At 60.8% G+C, this 26994-nt stretch carries 27 protein-coding genes; 16 read left to right on the top strand and 11 right to left on the bottom strand.

The annotated features are described in order from the left end of the window. Window positions 1–11 precede the first annotated feature (11 nt). The 5 genes from BSY240_RS09890 (at window position 12) to BSY240_RS09870 (ending at window position 7521) form a co-directional block, all read left to right on the top strand. A complete protein-coding gene (locus BSY240_RS09890; protein ID WP_069042195.1) occupies window positions 12–2786 on the top strand; it encodes a M16 family metallopeptidase in 2775 nt (924 codons plus the stop codon). A gap of 82 nt (window positions 2787–2868) precedes the next feature. Next, a complete protein-coding gene (locus BSY240_RS09885; protein WP_054150747.1) occupies window positions 2869–3390 on the top strand; it encodes an RNA polymerase sigma factor in 522 nt (173 codons plus the stop codon). 93 nt (window positions 3391–3483) lie between these two features. Next, complete coding sequence (locus tag BSY240_RS09880) at window positions 3484–4479, top strand: FecR family protein (RefSeq protein WP_069042194.1); 996 nt, start codon at window positions 3484–3486, stop codon at window positions 4477–4479. 121 nt (window positions 4480–4600) lie between these two features. Further along, complete coding sequence (locus tag BSY240_RS09875) at window positions 4601–7228, top strand: TonB-dependent receptor (protein WP_069042193.1); 2628 nt, start codon at window positions 4601–4603, stop codon at window positions 7226–7228. Next, window positions 7168–7521, top strand: a complete 354-nt coding sequence (locus BSY240_RS09870; RefSeq protein WP_069042192.1) for a TonB-dependent receptor — start codon at window positions 7168–7170, stop codon at window positions 7519–7521. The genes BSY240_RS09875 and BSY240_RS09870 overlap by 61 nt, the downstream gene beginning before the upstream one ends. Window positions 7522–7608: 87 nt before the next feature. Here the strand turns inward: BSY240_RS09870 and BSY240_RS09865 are convergent, their stop codons facing one another. From BSY240_RS09865 to mbhE, 9 genes are read right to left on the bottom strand one after another with little or no spacing between them, the layout of a single operon-like run. Next, window positions 7609–8949, bottom strand: coding sequence for a sigma-54-dependent transcriptional regulator (locus BSY240_RS09865; protein WP_069042191.1), 1341 nt, complete (start codon window positions 8947–8949; stop codon window positions 7609–7611). 1 nt (window position 8950) lies between these two features. Continuing rightward, entirely contained in the window at window positions 8951–10390 is a 1440-nt protein-coding gene (locus tag BSY240_RS09860) for a sensor histidine kinase (RefSeq protein WP_069042190.1), read from the bottom strand. A gap of 59 nt (window positions 10391–10449) precedes the next feature. Continuing rightward, a complete protein-coding gene (locus tag BSY240_RS09855; protein ID WP_069042189.1) occupies window positions 10450–11691 on the bottom strand; it encodes a monovalent cation/H(+) antiporter subunit G in 1242 nt (413 codons plus the stop codon). Then, a complete protein-coding gene (locus BSY240_RS09850) occupies window positions 11691–11981 on the bottom strand; it encodes a monovalent cation/H+ antiporter complex subunit F (RefSeq protein ID WP_054150741.1) in 291 nt (96 codons plus the stop codon). The genes BSY240_RS09855 and BSY240_RS09850 overlap by 1 nt, the downstream gene beginning before the upstream one ends. Continuing rightward, entirely contained in the window at window positions 11978–12313 is a 336-nt protein-coding gene (locus tag BSY240_RS09845; RefSeq protein ID WP_069042188.1) for a Na+/H+ antiporter subunit E, read from the bottom strand. The genes BSY240_RS09850 and BSY240_RS09845 overlap by 4 nt, the downstream gene beginning before the upstream one ends. After that, a complete protein-coding gene (locus BSY240_RS09840; protein ID WP_069042187.1) occupies window positions 12310–13815 on the bottom strand; it encodes a Na+/H+ antiporter subunit D in 1506 nt (501 codons plus the stop codon). The genes BSY240_RS09845 and BSY240_RS09840 overlap by 4 nt, the downstream gene beginning before the upstream one ends. Then, window positions 13808–14194 (bottom strand): NADH-quinone oxidoreductase subunit K, encoded by a 387-nt coding sequence (locus tag BSY240_RS09835; RefSeq protein ID WP_054150738.1) that lies wholly within the window; start codon window positions 14192–14194, stop codon window positions 13808–13810. The genes BSY240_RS09840 and BSY240_RS09835 overlap by 8 nt, the downstream gene beginning before the upstream one ends. Further along, window positions 14191–14595 (bottom strand): MnhB domain-containing protein, encoded by a 405-nt coding sequence (locus BSY240_RS09830; protein ID WP_069042186.1) that lies wholly within the window; start codon window positions 14593–14595, stop codon window positions 14191–14193. Before BSY240_RS09830 ends, BSY240_RS09835 begins: the two co-directional genes overlap by 4 nt. 6 nt (window positions 14596–14601) lie before the next feature. Beyond that, a complete protein-coding gene (gene mbhE, locus BSY240_RS09825; protein ID WP_069042185.1) occupies window positions 14602–16920 on the bottom strand; it encodes a hydrogen gas-evolving membrane-bound hydrogenase subunit E in 2319 nt (772 codons plus the stop codon). A gap of 319 nt (window positions 16921–17239) precedes the next feature. On the opposite strand from mbhE, the gene BSY240_RS24595 reads away from it, so the two are divergent. Together BSY240_RS24595 and BSY240_RS09820 are read left to right on the top strand one after the other, a co-directional pair. Further along, complete coding sequence (locus BSY240_RS24595; protein WP_442856012.1) at window positions 17240–17326, top strand: hypothetical protein; 87 nt, start codon at window positions 17240–17242, stop codon at window positions 17324–17326. A gap of 99 nt (window positions 17327–17425) precedes the next feature. Next, on the top strand, window positions 17426–17893 hold the full coding sequence (locus BSY240_RS09820; protein ID WP_069042184.1) for a hypothetical protein: 468 nt from the start codon (window positions 17426–17428) through the stop codon (window positions 17891–17893). Between the two features lie 54 nt (window positions 17894–17947). On the opposite strand, the gene BSY240_RS09815 is transcribed toward BSY240_RS09820, so the two are convergent. After that, window positions 17948–18454 (bottom strand): phosphatidylglycerophosphatase A family protein, encoded by a 507-nt coding sequence (locus BSY240_RS09815; protein ID WP_069042183.1) that lies wholly within the window; start codon window positions 18452–18454, stop codon window positions 17948–17950. Between the two features lie 423 nt (window positions 18455–18877). On the opposite strand from BSY240_RS09815, the gene BSY240_RS09810 reads away from it, so the two are divergent. From BSY240_RS09810 to BSY240_RS09770, 9 genes are all read left to right on the top strand, one after another. Continuing rightward, on the top strand, window positions 18878–19126 hold the full coding sequence (locus tag BSY240_RS09810) for a hypothetical protein (RefSeq protein ID WP_069042182.1): 249 nt from the start codon (window positions 18878–18880) through the stop codon (window positions 19124–19126). Further along, window positions 19123–19410 carry a DUF1488 family protein gene (locus BSY240_RS09805; RefSeq protein ID WP_069042181.1) on the top strand — a complete coding sequence of 96 codons (288 nt, stop codon included), beginning with the start codon at window positions 19123–19125 and terminating at the stop codon, window positions 19408–19410. The genes BSY240_RS09810 and BSY240_RS09805 overlap by 4 nt, the downstream gene beginning before the upstream one ends. Before the next feature lie 118 nt (window positions 19411–19528). Continuing rightward, window positions 19529–19831, top strand: coding sequence for a hypothetical protein (locus tag BSY240_RS09800; RefSeq protein ID WP_069042180.1), 303 nt, complete (start codon window positions 19529–19531; stop codon window positions 19829–19831). 244 nt (window positions 19832–20075) lie between these two features. Next, window positions 20076–20339 carry a hypothetical protein gene (locus tag BSY240_RS09795; RefSeq protein ID WP_069042179.1) on the top strand — a complete coding sequence of 88 codons (264 nt, stop codon included), beginning with the start codon at window positions 20076–20078 and terminating at the stop codon, window positions 20337–20339. Between the two features lie 76 nt (window positions 20340–20415). Then, complete coding sequence (locus tag BSY240_RS09790) at window positions 20416–20625, top strand: hypothetical protein (protein ID WP_054150729.1); 210 nt, start codon at window positions 20416–20418, stop codon at window positions 20623–20625. Window positions 20626–20678: 53 nt separating this feature from the next. Next, on the top strand, window positions 20679–22958 hold the full coding sequence (locus tag BSY240_RS09785; RefSeq protein WP_069042178.1) for a glycosyltransferase family 4 protein: 2280 nt from the start codon (window positions 20679–20681) through the stop codon (window positions 22956–22958). Then, entirely contained in the window at window positions 22955–24310 is a 1356-nt protein-coding gene (locus BSY240_RS09780; RefSeq protein ID WP_069042177.1) for a glycoside hydrolase family 130 protein, read from the top strand. The genes BSY240_RS09785 and BSY240_RS09780 overlap by 4 nt, the downstream gene beginning before the upstream one ends. Before the next feature lie 39 nt (window positions 24311–24349). Next, window positions 24350–25513: an AGE family epimerase/isomerase gene (locus tag BSY240_RS09775; RefSeq protein WP_069042176.1), complete on the top strand. Its 1164-nt coding sequence runs from the start codon at window positions 24350–24352 to the stop codon at window positions 25511–25513. Between the two features lie 345 nt (window positions 25514–25858). Beyond that, window positions 25859–26230, top strand: a complete 372-nt coding sequence (locus BSY240_RS09770) for a response regulator (protein WP_054150725.1) — start codon at window positions 25859–25861, stop codon at window positions 26228–26230. A 160-nt stretch (window positions 26231–26390) separates the two neighbouring features. Here BSY240_RS09770 and BSY240_RS09765 read toward each other — a convergent pair whose 3' ends face one another. Further along, window positions 26391–26801: a BLUF domain-containing protein gene (locus tag BSY240_RS09765; RefSeq protein ID WP_069042175.1), complete on the bottom strand. Its 411-nt coding sequence runs from the start codon at window positions 26799–26801 to the stop codon at window positions 26391–26393. Window positions 26802–26994: the final 193 nt, after the last annotated feature.

Below are 26994 nucleotides of genomic sequence, written 5' to 3'. Positions count from 1 at the left end.
TGGAACTTCACATGCGCCTGATCTTCATTGCGGTCCTCTCGCTGTTTTGCCTTTCTGGCCCTTCGGCCGCACAAGACCCCGGTTGGGACCCGCGCATTGCGACCGGGACGCTCGACAACGGCCTGCGCTACTTCCTCCATGACAGCGGCAAGGAGGCGGACCCCTTCAATATCCGCCTGATCGTGCATGCCGGTTCGGTGGACGAGCCGATGCCGAGCGGCATTGCCCATATCCTTGAACACATGGTTTTCCAGAGGAACGAGGCCCGCGGACGCTCCATGCACGAGGAGATCGAGGCGCTCGGCTGGCGAACCGGCGTCGAGATCAATGCGGTGACGCGGGAGGCGGAGACACAGTTCATGCTGCGCACCCGCCCGGATGATGCGCTTGATCTTGCGGGATCGCTGCAGTTCATGGCCGATCTGGTGATGAAGCCGGCACTGGAGGCTGAGGACTGGGAGAAGGAGCGCTTCGTCATCCTCGAGGAACTGCGCCAGACGGTAAGCGTCGCCGACCGGGTGAGCCGCCTGAAGAAGGCCGCCCTGCGCACGGGGTCGCGTTACGTCGACCGGCCGACAATCGGCACCCATGCCGGCATATCGCGCACCTCGATCGAGGAGATCCGCAGCTTTTATGAAAGCCTCTATCGCGCCTCCAACATGACGCTGATCGTCTCCGGCCGCATTGACAAGGAAGCAGTACGTGATGCCCTTGAGAGGGCTTTCGGTCCTGCACCGAGGCTGCCCGCACCGGAGCGCGACTACCGTATTTTGCCCCTGAAGCAGGGTCTCAACGTCAACCTGGTGCAGGACGAGCAGGGCTCGAGCTCGCAGGTAACCTATGCCCTGCGGCTGCCCATGCCGAACCGGCTGACGGATGCGGGACAGATCGCCTATCTGCAGCAGTATTTCCTGACGCGGTTGATCCGCGACGCCGTGCAGGCGGAGGCACCGTATCATGCGACGGTCAATGACAGCCTCGGCTTTGCGGCGCAGGAAACGACCGAGGAGCGGCTGATCCTCGCGTTCAACGCCCGCACCGACAACCACGCAGCAGCTATACCTGTGCTGATGGAAACACTCGAACGGCTGCGGCGTGACGGTGTGGCGCGCGACGGGTTTGAAAGCCTGATGATGCGCGCCCGCGCCATCAACGAGAACAACAGAAAAGCAGCCGAGAACCGAACCTATGCGGAATGGGAGGACCGGATCGCCTCTGCGGTTCTGACCGGCTCGGTCGTCGATGATCCCGCAACCCGCACGACCCGCACGGCCGCTCTCCTCGATCGCATCACGTTCGAGGGTCTCAATAAGCGCCTGCGGGAGATGCTGGCAGCCGAGGATCAGGTCCTGTTCTACCAGGTGCCGGGCGGCGTTTCGGTGACGCTGCCGACGGTTGCCACCGTGGAAGCGGAACGCGCGCGCTGGGCGGCCATGGCTGACCTTCCGCCACGTCAGCCACGGACACCAGAACCTGAGATTGCGACCGCCGCACCCGTATGGCCAGCCGATCGACAGGTGGCCAGATCGGGCCGCATCTCCGCTGAGCGCCGCTCCGGAAATCCCGATGTCATCGAATGGACGCTGTCAAACGGGGACGTGGTGGTCTGGCTGGTGCGGGATACGCCGGATGGCAAGGTTTATCTCTCGGGCCAATCGCGCCCGGGATACCTCAACAGCCTTTTTCCAAGCTCGGCCTCCCAGGCGGCGGTCCAGCTTTTTGATCAGAGTGGCTTCACCTTCTGGAGCCAGTCCGAACACGATCTCTGGGCAAAGGAGCAGACGCAGCAGTGGAGCATCGCGCTCAAGGAAGGCGATCTCGACGCTGGCATCGCTGCGGCCCCGGCCGATCTCCCGGCCCGCCTTGAGGCCTATGCCGCAATCATTGCTTTCGGTGGCGTAAGGCCGGAAGCCGTCGAGGCCCTGCATGCGCAGATGAAAGACCAACGGCCGGATGAGCTTGCCGCACGGCGCGCCGAACTGCTTTACGGCGAAGCAGGTGCGGTCGATACGTTGCAGGACCTGAGGCAGGTGGATGCGGAAGAGTTGAGCCACATCGCCCGCACCCACTTTCACCAACCGGTGACCTGGTATGCCGTCGGCCCCGAGCCCGGCTTTGAGATCCGCGACAGCTTCGCCTCCGTGATCGGCGCCGTCCCACGTGCGGCCTCGATGACGACGGAGGTCGCCCTGCAAAGGGCCGGGCGGCATGCGGCACAGGTCGAAGTCTTCTCCGACGATCGCGCACGTGTCGAGATTTCCTTCTTCGCCGGGCTCGACTGGACGCCGGAGGCAAGCTTCGTCATCTCAACGCTGACGCCGATTGCCCAGCAGAACCTGAAGAAGGAACTGCGCAATGTTCTCGGTGGCATCTACAGCCTCGAATTCGAGCTGGAGGCCGATCCCGATCAGGATCGTGTTCTCGGCACGCTCGCCTTTTACTGCGCGCCGGAACGCACGGAGGAACTGACGCAAGCCGCATTTGCCGTACTCTATCGCATGCCGGAGATTGCCAGACAGGCGGATGTGGAGAAGATCCGCTCCGACATCGCCTTTGCCGAAGAAAGTCGTCTGACCGATCCCAACACCTGGCTGCGCCGCCTTGCTCTGAGCCACCGCCGCTACGGTGACGCGGGCTATCTGCGGCGCATGCAGGGCCTTGGCGAGCGGGTCACGGCGCAAAGGCTTGTCGCCCATGCGAACCATATCTTCCGCACTGAAGATATCGCCGTCCTCACCAAGCTTCCGCTTGGCACGGCCGCCAGGCCGGAACGCGAGGTCGAATGACGGACATGCCGGCCCGGGCGGAGCCATTGCGCGCTTGGCTGAGGCTGGCGTCGTCGCTCGTGTCCTTCGGCAAGGGATCGTCATGACCGGCGATACGCAGAGGCTGGACGACGCGTTTCTCGGCATGCGGCAGTCGCTCTACCGGGCGATCCTGCGGATCGTGCGCGACACGGCCGAGGCCGAGGAGTTGACGCACGACGCCTATCTGAGAGCGCGTCGGGCGCTCGACCAGGGCACGCCTGGCAATATCGAGGCCTTTCTCTGGCAGACTGCTCGCAATCTCGCCCTCGATCATCTTCGCCGGCGCAAGGTGCGGGCCCTGCATGAGGAGCGGGAATTCCAGGCGGCCGATACCGTCGTTGTCGCCGATCCCCAGCCGAGCATCGAAGATCAGGCCATCCAGCGCGACCTGGTCAAGGCCTTCAATCGTGCGCTGCTGACGCTTCCACCGCGCGCCCGTTCGGCCTGGTGCCTCAACCGGCTGGAAGGCCTTGCCTATCCCGAGATCGCCAGAAGGCTGGGTGTGTCGCCAAACACCGTGTTCAACGACATGAAGATGGCCATGGCCGTCCTCATGGAAATCCGGGAGAAGATGGAGCGATGAGCCGCGTGCACGGGCGCGAATCTGCAATTTTTGGGAGGAGAACTGATTTGAAACGTCATCTATTAACATGCACCATTTCAGCGGAAGACCGTCATGCACGCAGTGACTGACAATGAGGATCAAGCGCGCTATCGGCATCCGGACCCGATAATAGACCAGGCGCTCGAATGGGTGTTGAAGCGTCAGGCGGGGGAGGTCGATCAGGATGCGCTCGATGCCTGGCTGGCCGAAGATGCGGACCGGGGCGCGGCTTTGGCGCGGGTGCTGGCGCTCTATGAATGTCCCGCATTGACTGTGGCTTCCGCCCAGACGGCGACGGCATCGCTGCTGCCGGTCGAGGCCATCAGACACTCGCCGGCTATCACCCGGCGCTCTCCGCGTCTGTCGCTCGCGCTCGCAGCCTCGATCACCGCCGCCATCGTCGTGCCGCTGCTTGGAAGCGACTGGATCCTCGGTTTGCAGGCCGACTATCGGACCGCTGCCGGCGAGATCGTCGCGGTCGATCTGCCCGACGGCTCCCGCATGCAGATGAACAGCCAGACGGCAGTCCGCCTCGATTTCGAAGATGGCAGGCGGGCCGTGCGGCTTCTCGAGGGTGAGGCCTATTTTGAGGTGGCGCATGACGCTATCCGGCCGTTCAGCGTGACAGGCGCCTATGGCACCGTGACAGTGACCGGCACGGCTTTTGATGTGGCGCGCGGAGATGCAGAAGACGTCGTGCATCTGGAAAGCGGTCGCGTCGTCTTGACCCGCGATGGCGAGCAATCGAGCCCGGTTGCCATGACGCCAGGTCAGACGGCGGCCGTCGATCGCACACGGATCGCATTCCTTCCTCAGGGAGACGATGAAAGCCGGCTTGCCTGGCGCGAAGGCTGGATCCAGCTTTCCGCCATTCCCTTGCGTGACGCCCTCGTCGAGATCGGACGCCATACGGATCTCACCATCGTCACTCTGCCGGCCGCCGCCCTTGAAACCCCCGTCAGCGGCAGCTTCCGCATTGCCGAGGCAGATGCCGCACTCGATAGCGTGGCCACCGCCGCAGGGGCGCGCATCGAGCGATTGCCGGGCGGCATCTTATTCATTCGCTAAAATCTCAAGTTTTTTTGTGAGACCGGCCGGGCTGACACGTCATCCCCATCAGAGCCGACGCGCATGACGCGCGGCGGCGGGGTGACAACAGGGTGACAAGGGCTTCCGGCCCGGGATCAAGATGGCAGAGCGTAGAGTATCGGTCGGCAAGCGCAGGCTTGCCATGTTCATGGTGTCCACGGCACTGGTTTCGGCTTCGGCCGGTGTATTTGAGGTTCGAGCGCAGGATGCCGGGACAAGTCCGACGACGAACGGTCCCCGGGCGATCTCGATCCCTGCGCAGCCGCTCGATGCGGCCCTCAGGGCCTTCACGCGTCAGACGGGCTGGCAGGTCGGCTATGCCGCAGCCCTCGTGTCTGGCCGGACCTCAGCGGCCGTCGCCGGCGAAACCGATCCGCTGGTTGCACTGCGCGCCCTCACTGCCGGTGCCGGCATCGAGATCCGCGTGACAGGCGCCCGCACCGCATCGCTGGTTGCCGAAGGCACGATCGACGAAGCCGCTGCTGCCGGCACGACCGTTCTTGAGGAAATTACAGTGTCGTCCTCCGGCGGCGGCGTGAAACTCGGAACCGAGAGCGCGGCGGATACGGGGACCACCGTGATGGATTCAACCCAGGTCGGAATTCGCACGAGCAGCGGGGATGCCAACAGCTTCCTGCGCGGTCTGCCCAATGTGCAATACCAGAACGATACCAACGAGAATGCCGGCGTCGAGAGCCAGGCAATCCTCAACACCAAGCCGCAGGAAGTCTCGATCTCGGGTGGGCGAACCTATGAGAACAACTTCATCCTGAACGGCATCGGCATCAATACGATCACGGGGACCGAGGAGCCTTACAACACCGGCAACCGCGGTGAACTGTCTGACGAGGATACGGCCTACAATGCAGATCGCATCTACGGCTTGCATTCGCAGACCGTGTTCGTGCCCACGGATTTTGTTGAATCCGCAACGGTCATCGACAGCAATGCGTCGGCCCGTTACGGCGCCTTCCAGGGCGGCGTTGTCGAGTACGAACTGATGCAGCCAGCAACCGACAGGCTGAGAGCATTGGCCTCGGTGGAATACGAGAGTGATGACCTCGTCAAATACAATCTCGCGACAGAGGATGGTCTCAATTCGAATGCCATAGGTGAGCCGGAATTCTACAAGAAGAAGAAGGCTTTCTCGGTCACCGGTCCGATCACGGACAATATCGCTGTCATCGGCCAGTACAGCGTGACGGATGCCTGGACCAACAAGGCGAAGAACTACATCTACGGCGACGAGCTCGTGCAGTCCGAATCCAAGAACGAGTTCTACCGGTTCCAGGCCAATGCAGAGACGGATCTCGGCCTGTTCAAGCTGGAAGGCATTCACACTGACTACTATCAGGATTTCGAGTCAGACGATTACCGGGTCCTTGAGATTGATACTGCGACCCGGACCTATGCAGGCAAGCTGGAGAACTTGTACGAGTTCGAGGATTTTTCGCTCGGTGGCGAAACGCTTTCGAACGTTTCTCTGACCAGCAAGATCACGGCATCGAAATCCGACGCGCTCAACCTCGGTGGCGATAACACGATCCGCAACTGGATCTCGACCTACTGGCGCACCATTTCGGGGACAAGAACCAAGGTCTTCGAATCGAGCATGCTCGACTGGTGCCGCGTCGATCCGACCTCGACCACCACCACATCTTGCCGAGAAGGCGGAATGGGCAAGGAGCGCGGTCAGGGGCAGGAAAGCTACACCTGGTCCCAGGCTCTGGCCGGCGATATCGGGAATGGTACTTTCCGGACCGGCTACGAGTTCGGCTACACTGAGGCTCACCGATGGCGGGCAGAAGACTATGTCAGCTACACCTACAACGTCGCTCAAGCCTATACGGCCTTGAGGGCTGCGAACATATCGACCTTTACCTGCAACACGACGGAAGAGTGCTACGGCGAACAGTTTGCGTATAGCAAGACGGTCCACAAGGCGTACGATATCCATGCGCAGATCATGCAGGCAAACGCCTATCTGGAGCTCGACCAGACCTTCGACTGGCTGAACCTCCGCCCCGGCATCCGTTTCGACTATGACGACTATCAGGGCAACCTGAACATATCTCCGCGCCTCGTTGCGACGGTAACGCCGATGGAGGATTTCAGCATTTCCGGTGGTTTCAACCGGTATTACGACGCTGCCAATCTTTCTTACGCAATTCGGAACCAGCAACCACGCGTCACGACCTACTCAAGGCAGCCGAGCTCCACAGGTGCCGTCGGGGATTTCGCAACGACGCCGACGCAAACCTATTACACCCTTGATGCTGCGGATCTGAAGACGCCATATACGGATGAGTTCACTGCCGCGATCAACTTTACCGATCCTTTCACCGAGGGTGAATGGCGCTTTCGTTATCTGCATCGTAGTTCTCGTGATCAGTATTCCTCGCGTACGCCCACGAATACGTCCTATGTGCTGACCAACAATGCCAAAGGCTCGTATGACTCCTTGACGGCCGAATATGCGAAGGAACTGCCGACAGCCACGTGGAACCCGGCGGACAACTCGCTTCTTGCAGCCTCGATCACCTGGGCAGACAAAAAAAAAATGTCTCAGCCGACAGCTACTTCGTCGACGAAGACGATCTGGAAAAACGGATTTCATACAAGGGGACATCCTACACGCAGGCTGGATTCAACGCCGTCACCGGCAACATGGACATTCCGCTGCGCGCCCAGGTCGGTCTCTCCGGCAGTTTCTTCGACGAGCGGCTGACGCTTGGTCTCGCTGCCAACTACAACTTCGCATATGATGGCGTCGAAGACACCGACGACAACGAGAGCATTGATGGAGTGCTGCATGACATCTGGGATGACAAGGCTTTCGCTGCCGTGCTGACCGTCGATTTGAGCGGCTCTTACAAGTTCGCATCCGTGGACGACCATGGAATGACCCTGAACTTCAAGGTCGTCAATCTCTTCAACGAGCTTGGCAACGCAAAGTCATCCAACGGCAATCCCTGGGTCATCGGCCGCACTCTCTGGGTCGGCGCCTCTGCAGAGTTTTAGGACGCCCTCGGCGCATCGGACAGTGCCGTTGCCACGCAGCGGCAGTGTGTCTCCGACCGCCAGGGAGCCTGACCAAGGCTAGACGCCTCAGTTGTGGTCGGGGCTGATGTTCAGGCGTCGCATCTTTTCCCACAATGTCGTTCGCGACACCCCAAGCGCTTCGGCAGCCTCCTTGGGCGATCCATTGGCGCGAGCCAGTGCCGCCTTGATGTGAGCCCGCTCGGCGGCGTCGCGTACGTCGGCGAGTGTGGCATTCGTGTCTTGAACGACGCCTGACTTGGTATCCGTCCGGGCTAGTCCCTCGGGGAAAAGTTCAGCCTCGGACAGGACACGACCGTCACCCATGGCAACGGCGCGGTCGACGCGGTTGATCAGTTCGCGGATGTTTCCGGGCCAGCGGTGGCGCTTGGTCGCTTCATGTGCTGCCGCGTCAACGACGATGCTGCCGTGCCCAAGCCTTGATGCTGCGGCAGATGCGAAGCTCTCAAGCAGTGACGACAGCTCTTCATGTCTTTCTCTGAGCGGCGGCAGCTTGCAGGCGATGACATTGATGCGAAACCAGAGATCCTCGCGGAACTGGCCCTCGGCCACCATGGCGCCGAGATCCTTGTTGGTGGCGCAGACGAGACGTGCTCCGAATTTGCGTGTCTCGCTTCCCCCCAGCCGTCGGAATTCCCGCGTTTCCAGAACGCGCAGCAACTTCACCTGCAGCACGGGCGACAGATCGCCGATCTCGTCCAGAAAAAGCGTGCCTTCGTCTGCCTCCTCGAAAAAGCCGCGATGCATGCCCGAAGCGCCGGTAAAGGAACCGCGCTCATGGCCGAAGAGCAGCGAGTCCGCAAGCTCTGCAGGCAATGCGCCGCAGTTGACCGGGACAAACGGCAGGTTCTTGCGCGGGCCGGCCTCATGGACATAGCGGGCCGCGACCTCCTTGCCGGTTCCCGTCTCGCCGAGGACGAGGACCGGCAGATCGATTTCGGCTGCCCGCAAAAGTGTCGCGCCGATCTTGCGCATCGCGCTGCTGCCGGAAAATGCCGCCCCAACCTGTGGCCCGCTGCTCTTGCGGCGGCTGATACCCTGCAAGGTCTCGACAAGCTGATCGAGATCGAAAGGTTTGCTGACGTAATCGACCGCGCCGTCCCGCACCAGGCGAACGGCCTGATCTATGTCGCCATAGGCCGTCATGAAGATGACCGGGACCAATCCGAAGCGTTCGAAATGCCGGCGCATGATGGTCTCGCCGTCGCCATCCGGCAGCCGGATATCCGAGAGAATGATGTCGGGTGCCCCAGCCTTGAGCGCTGCATTGGCTTCTGCCGCCGAACGCGCCCATCTGACGGTGAAGCCTTCCAGGGTAAGTCTTTGTTGCAGCGACTGGCCAAGCGTCGCGTCGTCCTCGACCACCAGTATGCGACCTGCCGTCACCATGTCATGTCTCCGCTCCGCCCTGCTGCGCCGTCGCCAACGTCAGCTGGACATTCGTTCCCGTGTTGTCGCTGCGGATCGACAAATCCGCTCCAATCCGCTCCACCAGGGAGGCGACGATCCAGATCCCGATGCTGCGCTCCACGGGGATGTCGTTGACACGGCCCGAGATCATGGCGGCGACGATCTCGGGCGGCATCCCCGGTCCCTCGTCGGCGACGCTGAGCGCAACCGTCTGGGCATCCTTGCGGGTGAGAGAAACGGTGACGGTGGATCCTGGCGGTGATGCGCGAACGGCATTCAGCATCAGATTGATCAGAATTTGTCGGAGCGCATCGACATCTACCCGGAACTCAGTCGGCTCCTCGAACATCCAGGCAAGCCCGACGCCGGCTCGTCCCGCTTCCGGAGCGATCAAGATCTCGAGGTCGCGAATATCCTGAGCGGTGATCATTCTGGATCCGGAGCGCCGGCGATAGGTGGAGAGCGTGACGTCGACCACCCGGCCGATGCTGTCGAGCCCGTTCTCCAGAAATGCCAGCGTTTCCTTCCGCACATCCTCGCGGTCGCCAAAGCGCTTCAGCGTGGAGATGCCGTTCTTCAGCCCGGCCAGCGGATTGCGCACCTCGTGCGCGATGCTGGCTGCCATGCGCGCGAGAAGACCGTCGCGTTCCTGCTGCGCCATTTGTTCGAGGATGGTGACCCTCTGGGCTTCCGATTGCTCGCGCATCGCCAGAGCCGCTTCCAGCTGGCGCAATTCGTTGCCGCGCCGCCAGTCGGCCCCGTTTGTCGAGGAACCCTCCGGATCGGCCAGCCGGTCGATAAACTGATCGAGTGGCTTGAGCGAACGCCGTGTTACGACATAAGCCGCAGCCGCAGCGATGATGGCCACCAGGATGTCGATCCCGATTGCCGCATTGGACGCGGCATCCGTGGCCGCCTCAAGCGGCTGCGTGTCAAAGGTCGCGGCGAGATAGAGGCGCCCCTCGGCCATTCCGTAGCTGCGTGCAACCAGAAGAACGGATCTGTCTGGAACCAGTCGCGGACTGACGTCGCCAGGGCTGTTGGCTTGCGCCTCGTTCAAAGCCTGATCGAGCAGATCTCCATCGCTCTCGGCCAGCGCCACCGTGATCGTTTCGCCCGACGTGTCGGTCCAGCGTGCCGCGATGCTTTCTTCGAGAAGCGCGGTGCGAAACTCAAGCGACGCCGCCAGGGTCCGCTGCACGGATTGCCGGGCATCGGCCTCTCTGATCTCGGCAGCAATATTGCCGGCGACGGCATCGAGGAAGACCAGCGCCTGATCGCGCAGGCCCGTCTCGTTGCTCGACCGCAGAGCCATGATGCCGATCTGGGTCGTGCCGACTGCCACCAGGAACATCGCGACTGCCACGAAGAGTGGCAGTGCGACGGAGAGAGGCAGTTTGGGACGCGAAAGTGAGGACATGCAGATTGATTAGACCAACTCGCGCTTGACCTGCCAGCACATTATTCCAGCCCGAGCCCTCACCGTTCCATGATCAGGACGTCACCTGCCATGTCGGGTGCGATGCGGTCGAGCCAGGGCGCGCCAAACCAGTTCGTCCGCAGTGGCCGTGGTGTACGGCCCAGCACCACCGCACGTACACCGACGATCCCGGCCGGTATGGCGCAGACACTGTCCGGCGCCGCATGGCGGGTATAGCTGCAACCGAAACGGTCTGCGATCTCGGCAAATCCGGTATCCTTCAACTGCTTGTCCGCAACATGCACGATCTGCGTCACCTCCCAGAGATTGTTGAGAAGGGACCATTCGACGAGCGGGGCCAGATGATCTTCGCCACAATCACGAACCACCAGCGTCCGTGCCGTGTCAGGCAAAGGCGTCTTGCCTACGAATAGCACCGGGCCGCTGTGGCAGCTCGGCAGACGCAAAAGGCCATCCGGATCCCAGGTGGTGCGGTCCATCCGGGCCTCGACCTGGTGATGGAACCAGCCCTGGCACGGCAGGACAAGGACGGTCTGGCCCGGCTGTGTCTCGCAGCGGAGAATGGCTTCGGGATCGCCTTCATCGTAGTGCAGGATCGAAGCCACGTCCGTCGCCGCCGTCACGGATTTGAGATCGCTGATGGCGTCGCTCGCCCGCTCGCGGATCAACCGACGCACGCGCGCCTGATCGGCTGCGGCATGGATCGCATGCGTATCTATGATGGTGAATGCCGAGAGGCTCGCCCCTGTTTGCTTGGCAATGGCACAAGCACGTTCCGCAACGTGAGCAACCTGTCCGTCGATGACGGCGAACCGGACCGCCTCGAGTGCCGGCAATACCGGCATGTCGTTTCGTGGCGTCGGTTTCGGTACGGGCGATCTGGCTCGCTCGTCGACCGTTAGTGTTATCGGAGTGACGGGATCCCAGCCGCTCCGCCTGCCGAGCGACTGGTCGGCCCGCGTCAGCACGCCGTCAAGGGCGTCATCGCCCGAAAGCGTCAGCTGCGCACCCGAGACATAGGCGGCGCGACCCAGGAGATGGCCAGCGACCGGCACGGTAAGCAGCAGGAAGACCACGGTCAGGATACCCATTACCGTCGCATCCAGCGCTCCATGGGCGATGACGCTGCCGATGATCACCAGGCCTGCACCCAAGGTGCCGGCTTTGGTGGCGGCGTGCATGCGCTGGAACGGATCGGCAAGTTTGATGACGCCGTAGGCGGCGATGCAGAGGAACACGACACCGACAAGCTTGAACAGAATGGACAGGATTGCGAGCATCACGCATCCTCCTTTTTCTTCTCGAGAAGAGCAGACAGCGAACACGTCGCAAGGAACCCGATCAACGCGATCCCGAAGGCGACGTCGAGGAATTCGCGCCGGCCGGTGACGATCATCGTCAAGGCGGCGATCGCGACGGCAATGCCGGTCAGCATGTCCAGCGCGATGAAGCGGTCGGCATAGCCGGGGCCCGTCACCATGCGGACGGCCGCAAGAAGCAGCGGTACCATCAGGACGGCGATCATGATGGCGGCAAATGTTGATAGAAACCCATCCAGAAGCGCAATCATCCTTCGATCTCCTTTATGCGTGTCTCGAACGTGTTCTTGATGCTGTCCACCACCGCATCGGGCTGTGGCGCATCCAGAACGTGAACATAGAGGGTGCTCAGATCCTCGCTGACATGCAGCGAGGTCGTGCCGGGGGTCAGGCTCACGCAGTTCGCAAGCGCCGTAACGCCCGCTCTGCTGCGCAGATCAAGCGGCACGGCGAGGATCGCCGGCTTGAGCTGCGAGCTGTCGCCAAGCACCTGACGGGCGACGGCAATCGACGAACGGACGAGTTCGTTGATGAAGACCAGTCCAAGTGTCATGGACCTGCCGATACGATTGACGAGGGTCATGGCGTCACTCCTGCTGTGGTGCTTTGGTCGATGATGGCGCCAATCAGCTCGGTACGGTTGCCGATGCTGTCGGCGGCGAGGTTTGAGAATGCGACCAGAGGTTCCGGATTGATGCCGATGGCCAACGTCATGGCTCCAAGCACCACGATGGGCGCCATCATGGCAGCCGGCACATGGCGCACCCGGGTCTTGCGCACGGGCTCTTTCCAGAAAGCCTCGATCCAGATCTTGCTCATCGAGAAGATCGTCAGGAGGCTGACGAAGAGTGCGATGCCTGCCAGCCATGCCTCATCCCCCTGGAAGGACGCGTCGACCACCATCAGTTTTGCCCAGAAGCCGGAAAGCGGCGGAATGCCGGCCAGAGACAGGGCAGGTATGGCGAAGAGCACGGCCAGCCACGGCGAGGACTTCATCAGTCCGCCGGACTTGCGCAGATCAAATGACCCGGTCGCCCGGTGGATGGCGCCTGCGACGAAGAAAAGGTTCGCCTTCACGACGATGTGGTGGATGATGTAGAAGACCGCGCCGGCCATGGCGAGCGGCGTCGCGATCGCGAGGCCCAGCATGATGTAGCCGATCTGGCTGATGATGTGGAACGACAGGATACGGCGGACATCCCACTGCACCGCCGCCCCGAAAACGCCGAACAGCATTGTGCCTGCGGCAAACACGCCGATCAGTGGCTTCAGGGTCCCGTTGTCGACTTCGAACAGCAGCGTGAAGACGCGGAAGAGTGCGTAGACCCCGACCTTGGTGAGGAGCCCTGCGAACACGGCCGACACGATGATCGATGCCGTATGGTAGGAGGCCGGAAGCCAGAAGAACATAGGGAAGAAGCCGGCCTTGATGCCGAAGGCGAGCAGGAACATCATCGCCGACAGGGTAAGCGCAGCCGACGATTCCGTCTGCGGCAGGACCATGGCCAGGTCTGCCATGTTCAAGGTGCCGGTCGCGCCGTAGAGCAACCCGATCGCCATCAGGAAGAGGATGGTCGAAAGGAGGTTGAGAACGGCATATTTGATCGCCCCGTCGATCTGGGCGCGGGTCCGGTCCAGCGTGATCAGGCCGAGTGTTGCGATCAGCATCACTTCGAACCAGACATACAGATTGAAAATGTCGCCAGTCAGAAAGGCACCGTTGACCCCGATCATCAAACCCAGAAACAGGGGGTAGAAGCCGGAACGAACCTGGCGCTGGCGAAGGTCAGCGACGGAGAAGATCAGGGCGCAGAGCGCCAGAAGGCTCGAGATCACCACCATCGCGACGCTGAAGCGGTCCGCAACGAACACGACGCCGAAGGGTGGCATCCAGCTTCCGAAGGTCTTGGTCAGGATGCCGCCTGCAATCACTGCATTGGCGAGGACGAGGGAAGCGCCGAATGTCAGGATCATCACGGTGAGCGCGATGATGCGCTGCACCTCCGGCCGCGAGTGAAAGGCGGCAGCCAGCGCCGCCCCGATGAGCGGTAGGACGACGGGCCACAGGAGAAGCGTGTCAGCCATTGCGGATGGCCTCCTTTTCGAAAGGCGAGCCAAGAGCTTCGGCATCGTTATGCTCGTCGGTAAAGACCGAGCCGAGCGTGTAGTAGGCCTTGAGCACGAGGGCTGCGGCGAACGAGACGAGTGCAAAGCCAATGACGATCGCGGTCAGGATGAGCGCCTGGGGCAGGGGATTTGCAGCCCCTTCGCCCAGCGTCTGTGATCCCGGTTCGATGACGGGGGGCGCTGTGAACTGCAGGCCGCCTGCAATGAAGATCAGAAGGTTCGCTGCGGTGGACAGCAGCACGACCCCGAACAGGATGCGCATCACATGGCGCGACAGGAGGAGGTAGATGCCGGCACCCATCTGGGCGGCAACGGCAAACGCGTAGATCAGGCTCACTGTTCTACTCCTTCATAAAAACGGAAAACCAGGGAAAGCACGCCGCCGATAACGACCATGAAGACGCCGATATCGAAGGCGGTAGCGGTGCCGAGATGCGTGGAGCCGAGCTTGAACCACCAATGGGTCAGGAACGATCCATCCGAGATCAGGCCGGGTATGCCGCTGGCGAAGGCCAGCACGAGACCCATGCCGATCAGCACGACCGGGTGGACGATCAGCGCCTTGCGGGCCTTCGCCACGCTGTCGGAGAGAGCAAGCAGGGCAAAGGCGAGAGCTGCGAACAGCCCGCCGATGAAGCCGCCGCCTGGCTCGTTATGGCCGCGAAACAGCATAAAGACAGCCGCGCCCAGCAGAAGCACGAAGAACAGGCGGGACATGGTGGAAAAGATGACGGACATGGTCGGTCACTCCTTGTTGCGGGCGGGTTTGAGGGAGCCGCGCAGCAGTCCCCAGGCGGCAATGGTGGCAATGGCGACGACGACGATCTCGCCAAGCGTATCGATGGCGCGGTAATCGACGAGAATGACGTTCACGACATTGCGGCCATAGGCTTCGAGGTAGCTCGTTTCGCCGAAGTAGTCGGAAAGACGCAGGTCGATGGGCGTGACGCCGATGGAGGCGAGCGCGATGAACATCATCACGGCAAAGCCTGAAGCGATCACGCCGTCGCGCCGGCGCTCGGAAAGCGTGCGCGAGTGCCGGCGTCGCGACGGCAGTTTGATGAGTACGGCCGTCATCAGGATCACGATCAGCGTTTCAACGGCCATCTGTGTCAGAGCGAGGTCCGGAGCGCCGTTCAACATGAAGATCACAGCCGAGCCGAAGCCGACGATGCCGACAGAGACGAGCCCGGCAATCAGCGAGCGGACAAAGATCGTTGCGAGTGCGCCGACCACCGTCAGCATCAGGACAAGTGCAACCGAGATGCGGATGCTGCCCTCAGAGGCGAGGAAGTCGGCCGACGGGGCCGCCAGGAAGGCGATGGCCAGACCCAGGGTGACCGCCAGGACGACAAGTGTGGTGTAGCGATGCTGGTCGCCGTTCTGGAGCACTCTCGTCGACAGGCGTGCCATCGCCAGTACGCCGTTCAGTGCCTTGTGGTAGAAGCGATCGCCGAGGAAGGCATACAGCGTGTCGTAACGACGGAGCGCGTTGTGGATCCGGGTCCACTGGATGACGATGACAGCGCCGATGGCGACGACGAGCATTGACAGGACCAGCATGGGCGTCAGGCCGTGCCAGAGCTTGAACGAAACGTCGACCGGCTGACCGAGGAGTGCCGAGGCAGCCGGACCAATGAGCCACTGTCCAGCCGGCGCGGGGATAAGGCCGATCAGAATGCCGCCGGCTGCGAGCAGTAAGGGGCCTGCCAGAAGGCCTGATGTCTCGCCATGATGGATCTCACGTTCAGCCTCGGACTTGAAGTAGAACGGACGGATCGATACGACGCCGGCCACGCCGACCATGACGGCATTGACGAGAACCGCAGCCGCGATCGGCAGGATGTTCCAGTCATTGGCAAGCTGCGCTTCGAACAGATATTCCTTCGAGATGAAGCCGACAAAGGGGGGCAGTCCCGCCATCGACAGGCTGGCAAGGACGGCAGCAACGGCGGTGACCGGCAGGAAGCGCGCGAGGCCGGCAAGCTTGTCCAATCGGGTTTCGCCGGTCGCATGGATGGCGGTGCCCGCGCAGAAGAACAGGGCCGCCTTGTAGAGCGCATGGCTGAGGATAAAGCCGACCGTGGCGACAGCTGCCACTTCGCCTGTCAGGCCGATCAGCATCACCAGAATGCCAAGCGAGGCGACGGTGGACTGGGCGAGGACCGCCTTGAAGCCTTCGGCGCGAAGTGCTTGCAGGGCCGCAACGACCATGGTCAAGGAGCCGAAGACCACCAGCGTATGTCCGAAGCCCGGCATGCCGGCAAACACACCGTCGAAGCGGGCGAGCAGGAAGACGCCGAGCTTCACCATGGTTGCCGAATGCAGGTAGGCGGAGGCGGGTGTCGGCGCGGCCATGGCATTGGGCAGCCAGAAGTGGAACGGGAACTGCGCGCTCTTGGTGAAGGCGCCGATCATGATCAGGACTGCGATCGGGATAGCCCAGCTGCTTGCGACCAGTTCGTTCGAGCGTGCGAGGACTTCCGTGAACGAGAAGGTGCCGAGCGTCATGCCGATGAGAAGGATGCCGGCAAACAGCGCGAGACCGCCGCCGCCGGTGACGATCAGTGACTGCAGCGCCGACTTGCGTGCCGCTTCCTTGTGACCGTCGAAGCCGATCAGCAGGAAGGAGGCGAGGCTTGTCAGTTCCCAGAAGACGAACATGACAATGAGATTGTCCGACAGGACGGTTCCCAGCATGGCGGTCATGAACAGCATGATGAGGCTGAGGAAACGGCCGATCTCGGCGCTCGGCTTTTCGGCGAAATAGGCCCCCGCATAGATCACCACCAGCGTTCCGATGCCGCTGATCAGCAGGCCGAACAGCAGTGCGAAACCGTCCAGGCGGAACGCGAGTTCGACGCCGAGCGAGGGCACCCAGGCCAGCTGCGCGATCAACGCCTCTCCGTTCGCCACTGGAGCGAGATGCGTGAGAAGCGAGGCGAAGATGAACAGAGGTATGAGGCTTACCACCCAGCCGGTGTATCGCCCGAGCAGCGACGAGGCCGGTTTGGCAATGATGGCCCCGGCCAGTGCGATCAGTATGGTCCACTCAAAGTTCACGGTGCGAGTTCCTCTTGTTGTCCATTATCGGACAGCAAGAGGCATGCCAGTCTGAAAACACCTGAAAATCAGGGCTTTAGATGTCAGCTTTCTCGAAGTGTGTTCGGAATTCCGAATGCGAGCTATCGGAATTCGGAATTCCGAACGCGCGAATACTCTTCAAGCTTCACGATCCCGAGGACGCATTTCGTCAAAGTCTGCACGGCCGCGTATTCGAACGGAGGGGAACCATCGGCCTACCAACACGATTTCCTAAAGTGGAATTCGGGGCAAAAGCCCCGACCGCGTTCACTCACGAACATCGCTAAGGAGAAGACACATGCTCAAGTTTATAGGTAGCACCATCGGGGTCATATTTCTCATCGGATTGGCGGTCGTCGTTCTGCTCCTGATGCTGATTTTCTGAGGCCTGACGCTGCCAGCTTCAGGAGACAGTATGCCAGGGGCCGAACGCACGTCTCCGCGTACGAAGACGAAAGAGGTGATGAAATCAAAGGAGTGACAGATGACACTAAAACGCACGCTCGCGATGATGGCGATGCTCACCTGCGGGGCCGCGGCCTCGCCGGCATTGGGACAATCCGCACCATACCCTGGGAACGATGACCCTGCCGAACTCTTCGGCTACGAGATTGAGGTCAGCGAAACGGACAGTGAGCGCGTGGCCGAAAACGCGTTGCGTGCCGTCCAGCGCGCGAGAGACACGGCTGAGGAGGTCAAAATGGTCTTCGGCGCCACGCAGTTCCGGTTCGTGGCGCTGAAGCAGGACAGCATGGACGTCGTGGCACCGGAGCTCGAAAAAAGGCAATCCGACGTCTCGCGCCTGCAGGCCGCCGTAGAGAGCAGCGCATTGTTCTACACGGCCATGCGGAGCGAGGGTGTCGCCGCGAGTGATGTCATCGGTGCGGACCTTGCCGACGGAGACAGTCGCTTGAGTTCCGAAAAGCGCGTGACGATCTATCTGGCGCCGTGAGGGGTGATGCGCACGCGCGCGGCCCTGTGCCAGCAAGTCGGTCGGCGGTCGGTTTCACCGCGATTGGCGGTTCCAGAAATGCTGGGCAACCGCCAGGACAAGGCCGACCGCGACCGCCGGGACCAGGTCATCCAGCATGACGCCCCAGCCGGATGGGACCTGCTCGACATAGGCCATCGGCCAGGGTTTCAATCTGTCGAAGAACAGGAAGAGAGCCGCAAACGGCACCAGCATCCGCCAGCCCGCCTGACGGATCAGCGAGGCACCGATCAGGAAGGCTGCCACTTCATCGATGACGATCCGGCGGTCATCCTTCACGCCGGTTGCCAGATCGATCGCTGACGAGACATAGACTCCGAGGGCGAAGATGAGCACGGCAAACATCGGAACCGCGAGCCGGGGCATCTTGATGGACACGACCAGCAGCGGCAAGAGCGCGAAGACTGCAAGCCCCGCCCGCAGCGGAACGACCAATCCTGTTCCGAACCAGGTGGCCATAAGCCACTGCCAGGTCGGAACCAGACCGACGCCTGGTGGTTCGAGAACGTAAAATTCGGCCATGGGCTCCTGGAAGCGGTTGTCGCGATTGGCGCTTTTCGCCCGCGGGGCGCGAGCGGCATATGCACCCACTTATGGAGCCTGAGGCTGAAATTCGAGACGGTCACACGAAGTTTTTCTTCGACGGCTCGGCAGTGAGCCTGGCCTGTCCATCCATGTCCGCCCCTTGTGACTTCGGATATGGCCGGCGCCAACTCTCGAGTTGTTTGTCGGAAGGAAAGGTGCAGGCGTCATTCTACAGAGCCCCCGAGTGCCCACCGCACCCGATCTACGATGGCCCAGCTCGCAAGATACGCTCATTGGATGTTTCCCGCTTTGCCTTGCAATTTCAGATATAGTGTCCATATATAGATTAGTGGCAGCCATTGAACGGGCACTGCCACTTTCTGGGCGGCACTCACCCTGGCCCCAATTAAGGAGGACATCATGTCTTCCGCCTTGCATCAGCCTATCGGCAGCTTCGACATCAGCACCATCAGAAACGCATTACGGCATGCAGGCTTCCGCCATGAGGAACCACTGTGCGAACTGGACCGCGGCGCGGCGCGCCACGCGATCACCCTTTACCAGAAGGGCGTTCGCAGATCCGGCGATTTGACCCCCGCCGTCAACCTCTGGGCAGATAAGACAGTACTCACAAGGCAAAAGCATCACGTTCAGGGATCGAGCCTGTGACCCTTGCCTTCCCCAACCCGACCCGTGCCTATGACGAGACGCGCGGTCTGATCCGTTTCATCGGTCATGATGGTCTGAACCAGGTTCTGTTTCTATTGCCTGTCGCAGTGTTTGACCGTGAGGGGGCGACCAGCCGCCGGATGGAACGCGAGTATCTCCTGGCATTCGACCGCCTGCGGGATCGGATCCTGACGGCAGCGAGGCAAGCCTATCAGTCTCGGCGACGACACACGATCGAACTCGATCTCAGTGCATTCGGATCGTCCCTTCAGACGGCTGTGTGAAGACGTCAATCAGAGCGCTTTGTGAACCCACAATAGGAGCAGATCATGGTCGATCTTCAGCGGTCCACTGCAATTTGCCTGCACAACGACGGTGTCGGGCAGATCTCGCCGTGCTGCAATGCTGATTAGAAACCAGCCAGAGAACGAGCGAAGACTGGCTGACCAGGCGTTGCTGCGCGCACTGCTCCATCGCTCCAACTACTCGAGTACGGATCCGCACGCTCAGTCAGGCAGCAACTACGAAACGGAGGTGCTGATCATCAATCGCCTTCGCAACGGAATGCTGATGGCCGATATGCAAACCGCAATCTGGGAGGATGTGGTTTTCAGTGACGCCGCTGCTCTGTGGCGCTGGGAAGATGAGGGCGGAAGTCCATGTGGCGGCGATCTGTCTGGCACAGCCGGAAAGCCAAGCACCTGATGGAGAGCTCCGACAAGGTCATCATACTCGCTGACATTCGCAAGAAGCGGATTGCAACGGCGACCTGCCGACCGAATGTCTTTGAGATCAGGTCGGGGGCTGGGAAACGGCCGGATTGCAGCATCCACGCATTCACAGCAAGGCCCGCTGTTCCGCCCAAGCAGGGCTCATGAACACGGATGACGCGAGACGCTCGGATTCTATCCGCTGCAATGTCTCGCCGTCACCACAAAAGGAGTCTCACATGTTCACGCGAACGAAAAAGAGAACCGTACAATTCAAGGCACCCTTCACGCTGACGGGTCTCCAGGGCGTGTACCCGGCGGGTGACTACGATGTCTTGGACGACGAGGAGCAGATCACCGGGATCTCCTGGCTCGCCTACAGGCGCGTCTCCACCATGATCGAAGTGGCCTCAGGCAACAAGAAGAGCTTGGTTGACATAGATCCGTCGGAACTCGATGCCGCCCTGGAAAAGGACAAGCTTCTTGCGGTGCCGGGACTTTGATCGGGAGCCGATCGTCGACCCGAAAGGCCCGCAGTCCCGCCCACGTCGCGCTAACCCTCTAAAAAGGAGAAACAGCATGCCTTCTCATCGCTTTACCATCGGCCAGATGGTCCGCCTCGTCACGACCAAGGGCCTGTCGCCTGCTGCCGCAGTCACCTACACGGTCGCGGCTCCCATGCCCGCCTATCAGAACAGCCCGCAGTACCGACTGTGGAATGCTGAACTCCATCAGGGGCGTGTCGCTCTCGAACGCGAACTCGAAGCGGTGGAACCCGAACGACTTTGATGTCTTAACCTGTGCGGCAACCAGCTTGCCATTGTGTCGGAAGGTGAACGTCCATGAACAAGCCAACGCGTATCGCCTTTATCGGCAACTCTCCGCCGCGTCAGTGTGGCATTGCCACCTTCACGGGTGATCTGTCGCACGCCATGACCGAAAGCACCGCCGATGTGAGTGCCAGCATCATTGCCATCACGGACGAGGACCAGAGTTACGCCTACCCGCCCGACGTGATCTTCGAGATCCGGGAGTCCGAACCTGAAGACTATGTGACCGCGGCGAGGATCCTGAACGAAGGACGGTTCGACGCTGTGTCCCTGCAGCACGAATTCGGCATCTTCGGCGGACCTGACGGCGAATTCATCCTGACACTCCTGTCGCATTTGCGGGTACCGGTTGTCACGACCTGCCATACGATCCTTGCGGATCCGACACCTTCACAACACCACGTCCTGAAAAAGGTCGCCGCGCATTCCAATCGCATTGTCGTTATGGCGGAGCGCGGACGTCTCTTGCTCACGCAGGTTTATGGGGTTGCGCCAGAGAAGATCGACGTCATCGCGCATGGCATACCGGATCGCCCCTTTCATGATCCGGAATTGGCCAAAGTCGAACGGGGCTACGCGGGACGACCGATCATCCTGACATTTGGCCTGCTCTCTCCGAACAAGGGGATCGAGGTGGTGATTGATGCCATGCCCGCGATCCTGGAGCAGAATCCTCGGGCGCTCTACATCGTGCTTGGAGCCACCCATCCGACATTGCTGCGCAAGCAGGGCGACACCTATCGGGACAGCCTGCGGCACCGTGCGGAAAAGCTTGGCGTCGACCACGCCGTGGAATTCCTCAATCAGTTTGTGGACCTGCCGACACTGCTCGACTTTATCGCCATGTGCGACGTCTATGTGACGCCTTATCTCGACGAGGCGCAGATGACGTCCGGAACGCTTGCCTATAGCTTCGGCATGGGCAGCGCGGTCGTATCGACCCCCTACTGGCACGCCCTGGAACTTCTGACGGATGCACGCGGCGTTCTCGTTCCATTTGGCGACGCATCGGCGACCGGCAAGGCGATTGGCGATCTGCTGGGAGACGATGAGCGTCGTATGGCCATGCGCCACCTCGCATACGATGCGGGACGTTCGATGATCTGGTCCCATGTGGCCGTGCTCTATCTGGAGAGCATGGCAAAGGCGCGCGAATCCTTTCGACCGAAACTCGTCAGCGACCTCGTCTCGTTGCGGATTACGCGGCCCGCGCAGCGAACGGCGTTGAAGCTCGGTCATCTCCACGCCATGTGTGACGATACTGGCATTGTTCAACATGCCGTCTTTTCTGTGCCAGACAGGTCCCACGGTTACTGCGTTGACGACAATGCGCGGGCGCTGCTTTTATCTTCTCTGCTGTCGAAAGCTGCTGAGATTGGAATCACCGATCGGATGACGGCGTCATTCGCAGCCTTTGTCGAACATGCGTGGAATCCGGATACGGGCCGTTTCCGCAACTTCATGAGCTATGATCGCCGATGGCTCGAAGACGAGGGATCCGAAGATAGCCACGGGAGGACGCTCTGGGCCCTGGGTTCCTGTGCGCTGTCGGATACCGATGCGCCTCGCCGCCGCTGGGCAAGTGCGCTCTTTGCGAAAGCCATGTCGGTTACGCTCGACTTTCGCTCTCCCAGAGCCTGGGCTTTCACGCTCCTCGGCTTGAACGACTATTGCACGGCCAATCCCCACGATCCCCACGCACGTATGCTGCGCGTTCGGCTCGCCGAAAGTCTGATGGATCTGGAGCGGCGTGTGTCGAAGAACGGTCGCCGCTGGTTCGAGGAGGGCCTCTCTTACGAAAACGCGAGACTGAGCCAGGCTTTGATTGTCACGGGGCTTGCTACCAAAGTGTCTGCCTTTGTCGACACCGGCCTGGCTACCCTGCAATGGTTGATGGTCCAGCAGACTGCAGAGGCAGGTCACTTTCGCGCCATTGGCACGGAAGGCTTCTTTGAAATCGGCGAGCCGCCGAAGCCATTCGATCAGCAGCCAGTGGAGGCAACGGCAACCATATCGGCATGTCTTGCCGCCTATGACGCCACCTCCGACAAGCACTGGATCGAGCTTGCCAACAGCACCTTCAATTGGTTCACGGGCAGCAACGATCATGGGATCTCCCTTGTCGATCCGGAAACGGGAAGTTGCCGAGATGGCCTGCATGCCGACCGCGCCAATGAGAACAGAGGCGCTGAATCCGTGCTCTGCTATCTGATCTCTTCAATCGAAATCGGCAGAGTTCATCTGGCACACACGCCCGTGCTTCCCCGGGTCGTTTTCCGGCAATTCTCATGAGCCGGGTTACCCCATATCCAGAGAGAGCAGGTTCCCTTTTGCCCCAAGACAACCTTCTGAACCGGCAGGCTCTTTATCTCAGGCCCGACCCGACACGCGTGATAGTACGCCCATTCAAGCCATCGACCGAGCCGCGCCACTTCAATCCCCGTGACAAGAGCAGGGCGAACGAGATCGTCGATCGTGTTCTGTCGCTGGACCCGATCGCCACGGCCAACCAGTTGCGCGATATCCTCGCCAATTTCGACACACGACATCGCAACCTGTTGCGGCAGTTCGAGCTTCGGGCGGATGCGATGGAAGATGCATTCCACCATCATCAGCAGTTCAGTCAGCAACAAAGGCAGTTGGTCGGGGCCTATTTCATGAACGAGTATTCGTTCGAATCCGCCGCCCTCTTCAATCCCAGTATCGTTGCGCATCCAGATCAGTCTGGTGTCGCCAAGGGTAGCAGGCGGGTGATCCTCAGCCTGAGGGCTGTCGGAGAGGGCCACATCTCTTCGCTAACCTTCCGCTCGGGTGTGCTTGATCCGGATGGTGATTTGGCCATCGATCCTCCGACACGTTTGGCGGGGCTGCCGGTTATTCATGCACATGACGGGCTCGCGCCTGCCGGCTGTATCGGGCTCAGCTTCAACCGTGACAGCGACCTCAGTGAGCGCGTTGTCTTTCCGGTCACCGAAGCCCAGTCCAACGGCATTGAGGATGCCCGTTTCGTGGCCTTCGAGGACGAGGGCGAGACGATCTATTTTGCCACCTATACGGCCTATAGCGGCTCTTCAATTCGGTCGGAACTCCTTGAGACGAAAGACTTCGCGAGCTTTACCCTGACCCCTTTGCGCGGCCCTGCTGCCCGCAACAAAGGCATGGCGCTCTTTCCTCGGCGGATCAACGGCCGCTACGCGATGATCGCCCGGCAAGACAGCGAAAACCTCTTTATCCTCTATTCTGACGATCTGCTTCACTGGGAGGAGGGGCAGATGCTGATGAAGCCGGAATTTGCCTGGCAGTTCGTACAAATCGGAAATTGCGGCTCGCCAGTCGAAATCGATGAGGGCTGGCTCCTGTTCACCCACGGGGTGGGGCCGATGCGACGCTACGCGATCGGGGTGACCCTGCTCGACAAGCAGGACCCAAGCATCATTCTTTCGCGGACAGTCGAACCCCTGCTGCAGCCGGAACCGACCGAGCGGGAAGGCTATGTGCCCAATGTAGTCTATTCCTGCGGTGCAATGCGACACGGCGATCTGATCGCCCTGCCTTATGCCGTGTCGGACACCTACTCCAACTTCATGACGATCAAGATCCGTGAGCTTCTGGAAACGATGCGTCCCGTCGGGGCGACGTCATGACGACGAAGGGTATCGGAACGCAGCCGAGAGGAGTTCCATGTGAGCCTGTCGCTTCTCAAATCACAGTTCCTTCAGGAGATTTTGCCGACCTGGGCCGCAGTGGGCTACGACGAGCGCTGCGGTCAGTTTGTTGAACATCTGGAACTCGACGGATCAGCCCAGACATCCGGAGAGGTGAGGACGCGGACGGTAGCGCGGCAGATCTATGTGCATGCGCATGCGGCGCATCTCGGCGTCGCCCCGCCCGCATCACTTCAAATGGCTGAGGCGGCCTTTGCCAATCTCCACCGCGTCGCCTGGATTGGCGGTCCGCGTGGCGGTTACGCTCGCGCCTTCAACCGCCATACCGACAGCATCACCGACCCCATCCGCGACCTCTATGACAGTTCCTGTATCCTGCTTGCCCTCTCCTGGCTGCTGACCGCGACTGGCAAGGACATGTACCGTCATCATATCGATCAGGCTCTCACCGCGATCGACCAGACATTGAAGGATCCTTTTGGCGGGTGGGCCGAAGACAGCGACGGAAGCCTGCCGCGCAGACAGAACCCGCATATGCATTACCTCGAAGCGGCCTTGGCCCTATGCGAAAACAACCGAACATCCGCTCACATGAGCGCCGAAGGTCGCGCCTTTGCACTTCTGGGCTCACATTTCCTCGTCGGACCGAAAGGGCCGCTTCACGAGTTCTTCGGGCCGCAATGGGAACTCGCCGCCCGCTATGGATCAGATCGGCTGGAACCTGGTCACATGTGCGAATGGGTGTGGCTGACGACACGACATGACATGCTGGCCGACAGCGACCACGGCAAGATCTGCCTCGATCTCCTCTCGACCGCTCTGGCGATCGGGCGCATCGAGGGTTCACCCTTCCTCGTCGATGTCGTCTCGGCGATCAGGCCCATTACTCCTTCGCGGAGACTCTGGCCTCAGGTGGAGATGCTGAAGGCGTTCTTGTCACTCTATGAGCGTTTCGGTTTCCAAGGATATCTCGTCGAGGCAGACGACGTGGCTGCTGCTATCCTGGCAGCCTACATGACCGGAGCACCTCCCGGTTGCTGGCATGACCGGCTTGATACGAATGATATGCCGATTGCCCAGACAATCCCCGCAAGCTCGCTCTATCATCTCTGGACTGCCGTGGCGGATCTGGTCGAAGATGGCAGGTACGCCCGCTCCCGGTCCCGCGGTGGAACAGCCTGACGTCTTTGAGACGGGGAAACGAGGCGCTGAATTCCGCCGATTTCGCGCAAATTGGGGCGCATCTGGCCGAGCAGCCCGACAGCTCCGAAGTGCCAATCATCATTGCACTGGAGCGAGCGGCACCCCTTGCTCATATTCGAAGCCAATGTGAAGATTGCTGGCGAGGGCCTGTCGAACGCATTAGCGCGAATTAATTGCCATCTGGAACAGTCTGTCTACGCAAGCGGTCGTAACCATTGATAAAATAAGCCGAACATAGAAGGATCGAATAGCCTGAGAGCGCGTTGCCTGTGATGGCGCACTTAATTGGCACATGCGCAACGTATCAGACAGAAAGCATAGGCAATGGCGCAGAAGGGGACCACAGTTATTGTCGTTGAGGACGAAACGATCGTCCGCATGGACATCGCAATGTCGCTTGAGGATGAGGGGTTCATTGTGCTCGAAGCGTCCAATGCCGACGAAGCGATAGGACTTCTCAATGCGCATGCAGAAATCAGGCTCATGTTCACGGACATCGACATGCCCGGTAGTATGGACGGCCTGAAGCTTGCAGAGGCCGTGCGTGACAGATGGCCTCCGGTCAAGATCATCATTGCTTCAGGACACCGGCAGTTGCGAGATGATCTTCTTCCGATAGAGGGCAAGTTCTTCAGTAAGCCGTATGACCATGCCCGCATCATATCGGCCATTCGAGAAATGCTCGCACCATTATAGGCATCCGCTTGGGAAGCGGACTTCTCATGGGCTCGCATTCATCGCTGTTTTGGTGCGGTCGGCGCCTTCCTTCTCGAGCCTCCCGATATTGAGGCGTTTTCGAAGATGGCGCTCCTGTCTCATCGCGGCAAGCGTCCGAAGCAGCTTGCGGGCAGGGGTGTCACTTGTCGTCAGCAGCTCCGCTGCTGCGAAGTTTTAGGAAAAAGCCCGTTATCTCTTCCGGAGTGGTTCGCTGGAGGGCACCGCCTGCAATCTCGCTTTGCGACCAGATCCATGTCGCCGCCGGATCGTGCAACATGGCCCATTCTGCGAACGTTCGCTCTGTTACATGTTCAGCAACATGCACCTTGACGTCGAGGTGGCGGTCGTCGCGCTCAATGCGCTCAAGGGTCTTGCGCACCTCCAGCTCGGGGCCTTCAAGCCACTGCAGGTAGATGTCTGCGCGGCAGATAAGGGCACCTGTAATGCCGTCACGGACATTCGCGCGCCGGGCCTCCATCAGGATCCCGTCTAAAATTGAGCTGTCATAGCCAAAGGGTTGTGACGTGTAGATGGCCCGAAACACATCCATGCGCTCTTGTCTCCTGTCTTTGGGACGCCCTGATCGACACACCCTCGCACCGTGGCATTCGAGCAGTTTCGCAAGGCGGCGTCTACCAGATACCTCGTCGCATCGGGCGTTTCGACCATAGCAGGGTCAGGCGTCAAATATAGTATCCAGCCTCAACTCGGCATATCAACAAGCGAGCCGACCAGAGGGCGCC

The sequence above is a fragment of the Agrobacterium sp. RAC06 genome, assembly GCF_001713475.1.
GTDB lineage: Bacteria > Pseudomonadota > Alphaproteobacteria > Rhizobiales > Rhizobiaceae > Allorhizobium.
The sequence above is the reverse complement of the archived record's forward strand: the minus strand, read 5'-3'. Positions and strand labels throughout refer to the sequence as shown.

Excerpts from the sequence above, each read along its gene's own strand:
- BSY240_RS09890 (WP_069042195.1), top strand. The coding sequence starts at position 12 with ATGCGCCTGATCTTCATTGCGGTCCTCTCGCTGTTTTGCCTTTCTGGC.
- BSY240_RS09885 (WP_054150747.1), top strand. The coding sequence starts at position 2,869 with ATGACCGGCGATACGCAGAGGCTGGACGACGCGTTTCTCGGCATGCGG.
- BSY240_RS09880 (WP_069042194.1), top strand. The coding sequence starts at position 3,484 with ATGCACGCAGTGACTGACAATGAGGATCAAGCGCGCTATCGGCATCCG.
- BSY240_RS09875 (WP_069042193.1), top strand. The coding sequence starts at position 4,601 with ATGGCAGAGCGTAGAGTATCGGTCGGCAAGCGCAGGCTTGCCATGTTC.
- BSY240_RS09870 (WP_069042192.1), top strand. The coding sequence starts at position 7,168 with ATGGACATTCCGCTGCGCGCCCAGGTCGGTCTCTCCGGCAGTTTCTTC.
- BSY240_RS09865 (WP_069042191.1), bottom strand. The coding sequence starts at position 8,949 with ATGGTGACGGCAGGTCGCATACTGGTGGTCGAGGACGACGCGACGCTT.
- BSY240_RS09860 (WP_069042190.1), bottom strand. The coding sequence starts at position 10,390 with ATGTCCTCACTTTCGCGTCCCAAACTGCCTCTCTCCGTCGCACTGCCA.
- BSY240_RS09855 (WP_069042189.1), bottom strand. The coding sequence starts at position 11,691 with ATGCTCGCAATCCTGTCCATTCTGTTCAAGCTTGTCGGTGTCGTGTTC.
- BSY240_RS09850 (WP_054150741.1), bottom strand. The coding sequence starts at position 11,981 with ATGATTGCGCTTCTGGATGGGTTTCTATCAACATTTGCCGCCATCATG.
- BSY240_RS09845 (WP_069042188.1), bottom strand. The coding sequence starts at position 12,313 with ATGACCCTCGTCAATCGTATCGGCAGGTCCATGACACTTGGACTGGTC.
- BSY240_RS09840 (WP_069042187.1), bottom strand. The coding sequence starts at position 13,815 with ATGGCTGACACGCTTCTCCTGTGGCCCGTCGTCCTACCGCTCATCGGG.
- BSY240_RS09830 (WP_069042186.1), bottom strand. The coding sequence starts at position 14,595 with ATGTCCGTCATCTTTTCCACCATGTCCCGCCTGTTCTTCGTGCTTCTG.
- BSY240_RS24595 (WP_442856012.1), top strand. The coding sequence starts at position 17,240 with ATGCTCAAGTTTATAGGTAGCACCATCGGGGTCATATTTCTCATCGGA.
- BSY240_RS09820 (WP_069042184.1), top strand. The coding sequence starts at position 17,426 with ATGACACTAAAACGCACGCTCGCGATGATGGCGATGCTCACCTGCGGG.
- BSY240_RS09815 (WP_069042183.1), bottom strand. The coding sequence starts at position 18,454 with ATGGCCGAATTTTACGTTCTCGAACCACCAGGCGTCGGTCTGGTTCCG.
- BSY240_RS09810 (WP_069042182.1), top strand. The coding sequence starts at position 18,878 with ATGTCTTCCGCCTTGCATCAGCCTATCGGCAGCTTCGACATCAGCACC.
- BSY240_RS09800 (WP_069042180.1), top strand. The coding sequence starts at position 19,529 with ATGCTGATTAGAAACCAGCCAGAGAACGAGCGAAGACTGGCTGACCAG.
- BSY240_RS09795 (WP_069042179.1), top strand. The coding sequence starts at position 20,076 with ATGTTCACGCGAACGAAAAAGAGAACCGTACAATTCAAGGCACCCTTC.
- BSY240_RS09790 (WP_054150729.1), top strand. The coding sequence starts at position 20,416 with ATGCCTTCTCATCGCTTTACCATCGGCCAGATGGTCCGCCTCGTCACG.
- BSY240_RS09785 (WP_069042178.1), top strand. The coding sequence starts at position 20,679 with ATGAACAAGCCAACGCGTATCGCCTTTATCGGCAACTCTCCGCCGCGT.
- BSY240_RS09780 (WP_069042177.1), top strand. The coding sequence starts at position 22,955 with ATGAGCCGGGTTACCCCATATCCAGAGAGAGCAGGTTCCCTTTTGCCC.
- BSY240_RS09770 (WP_054150725.1), top strand. The coding sequence starts at position 25,859 with ATGGCGCAGAAGGGGACCACAGTTATTGTCGTTGAGGACGAAACGATC.
- BSY240_RS09765 (WP_069042175.1), bottom strand. The coding sequence starts at position 26,801 with ATGGATGTGTTTCGGGCCATCTACACGTCACAACCCTTTGGCTATGAC.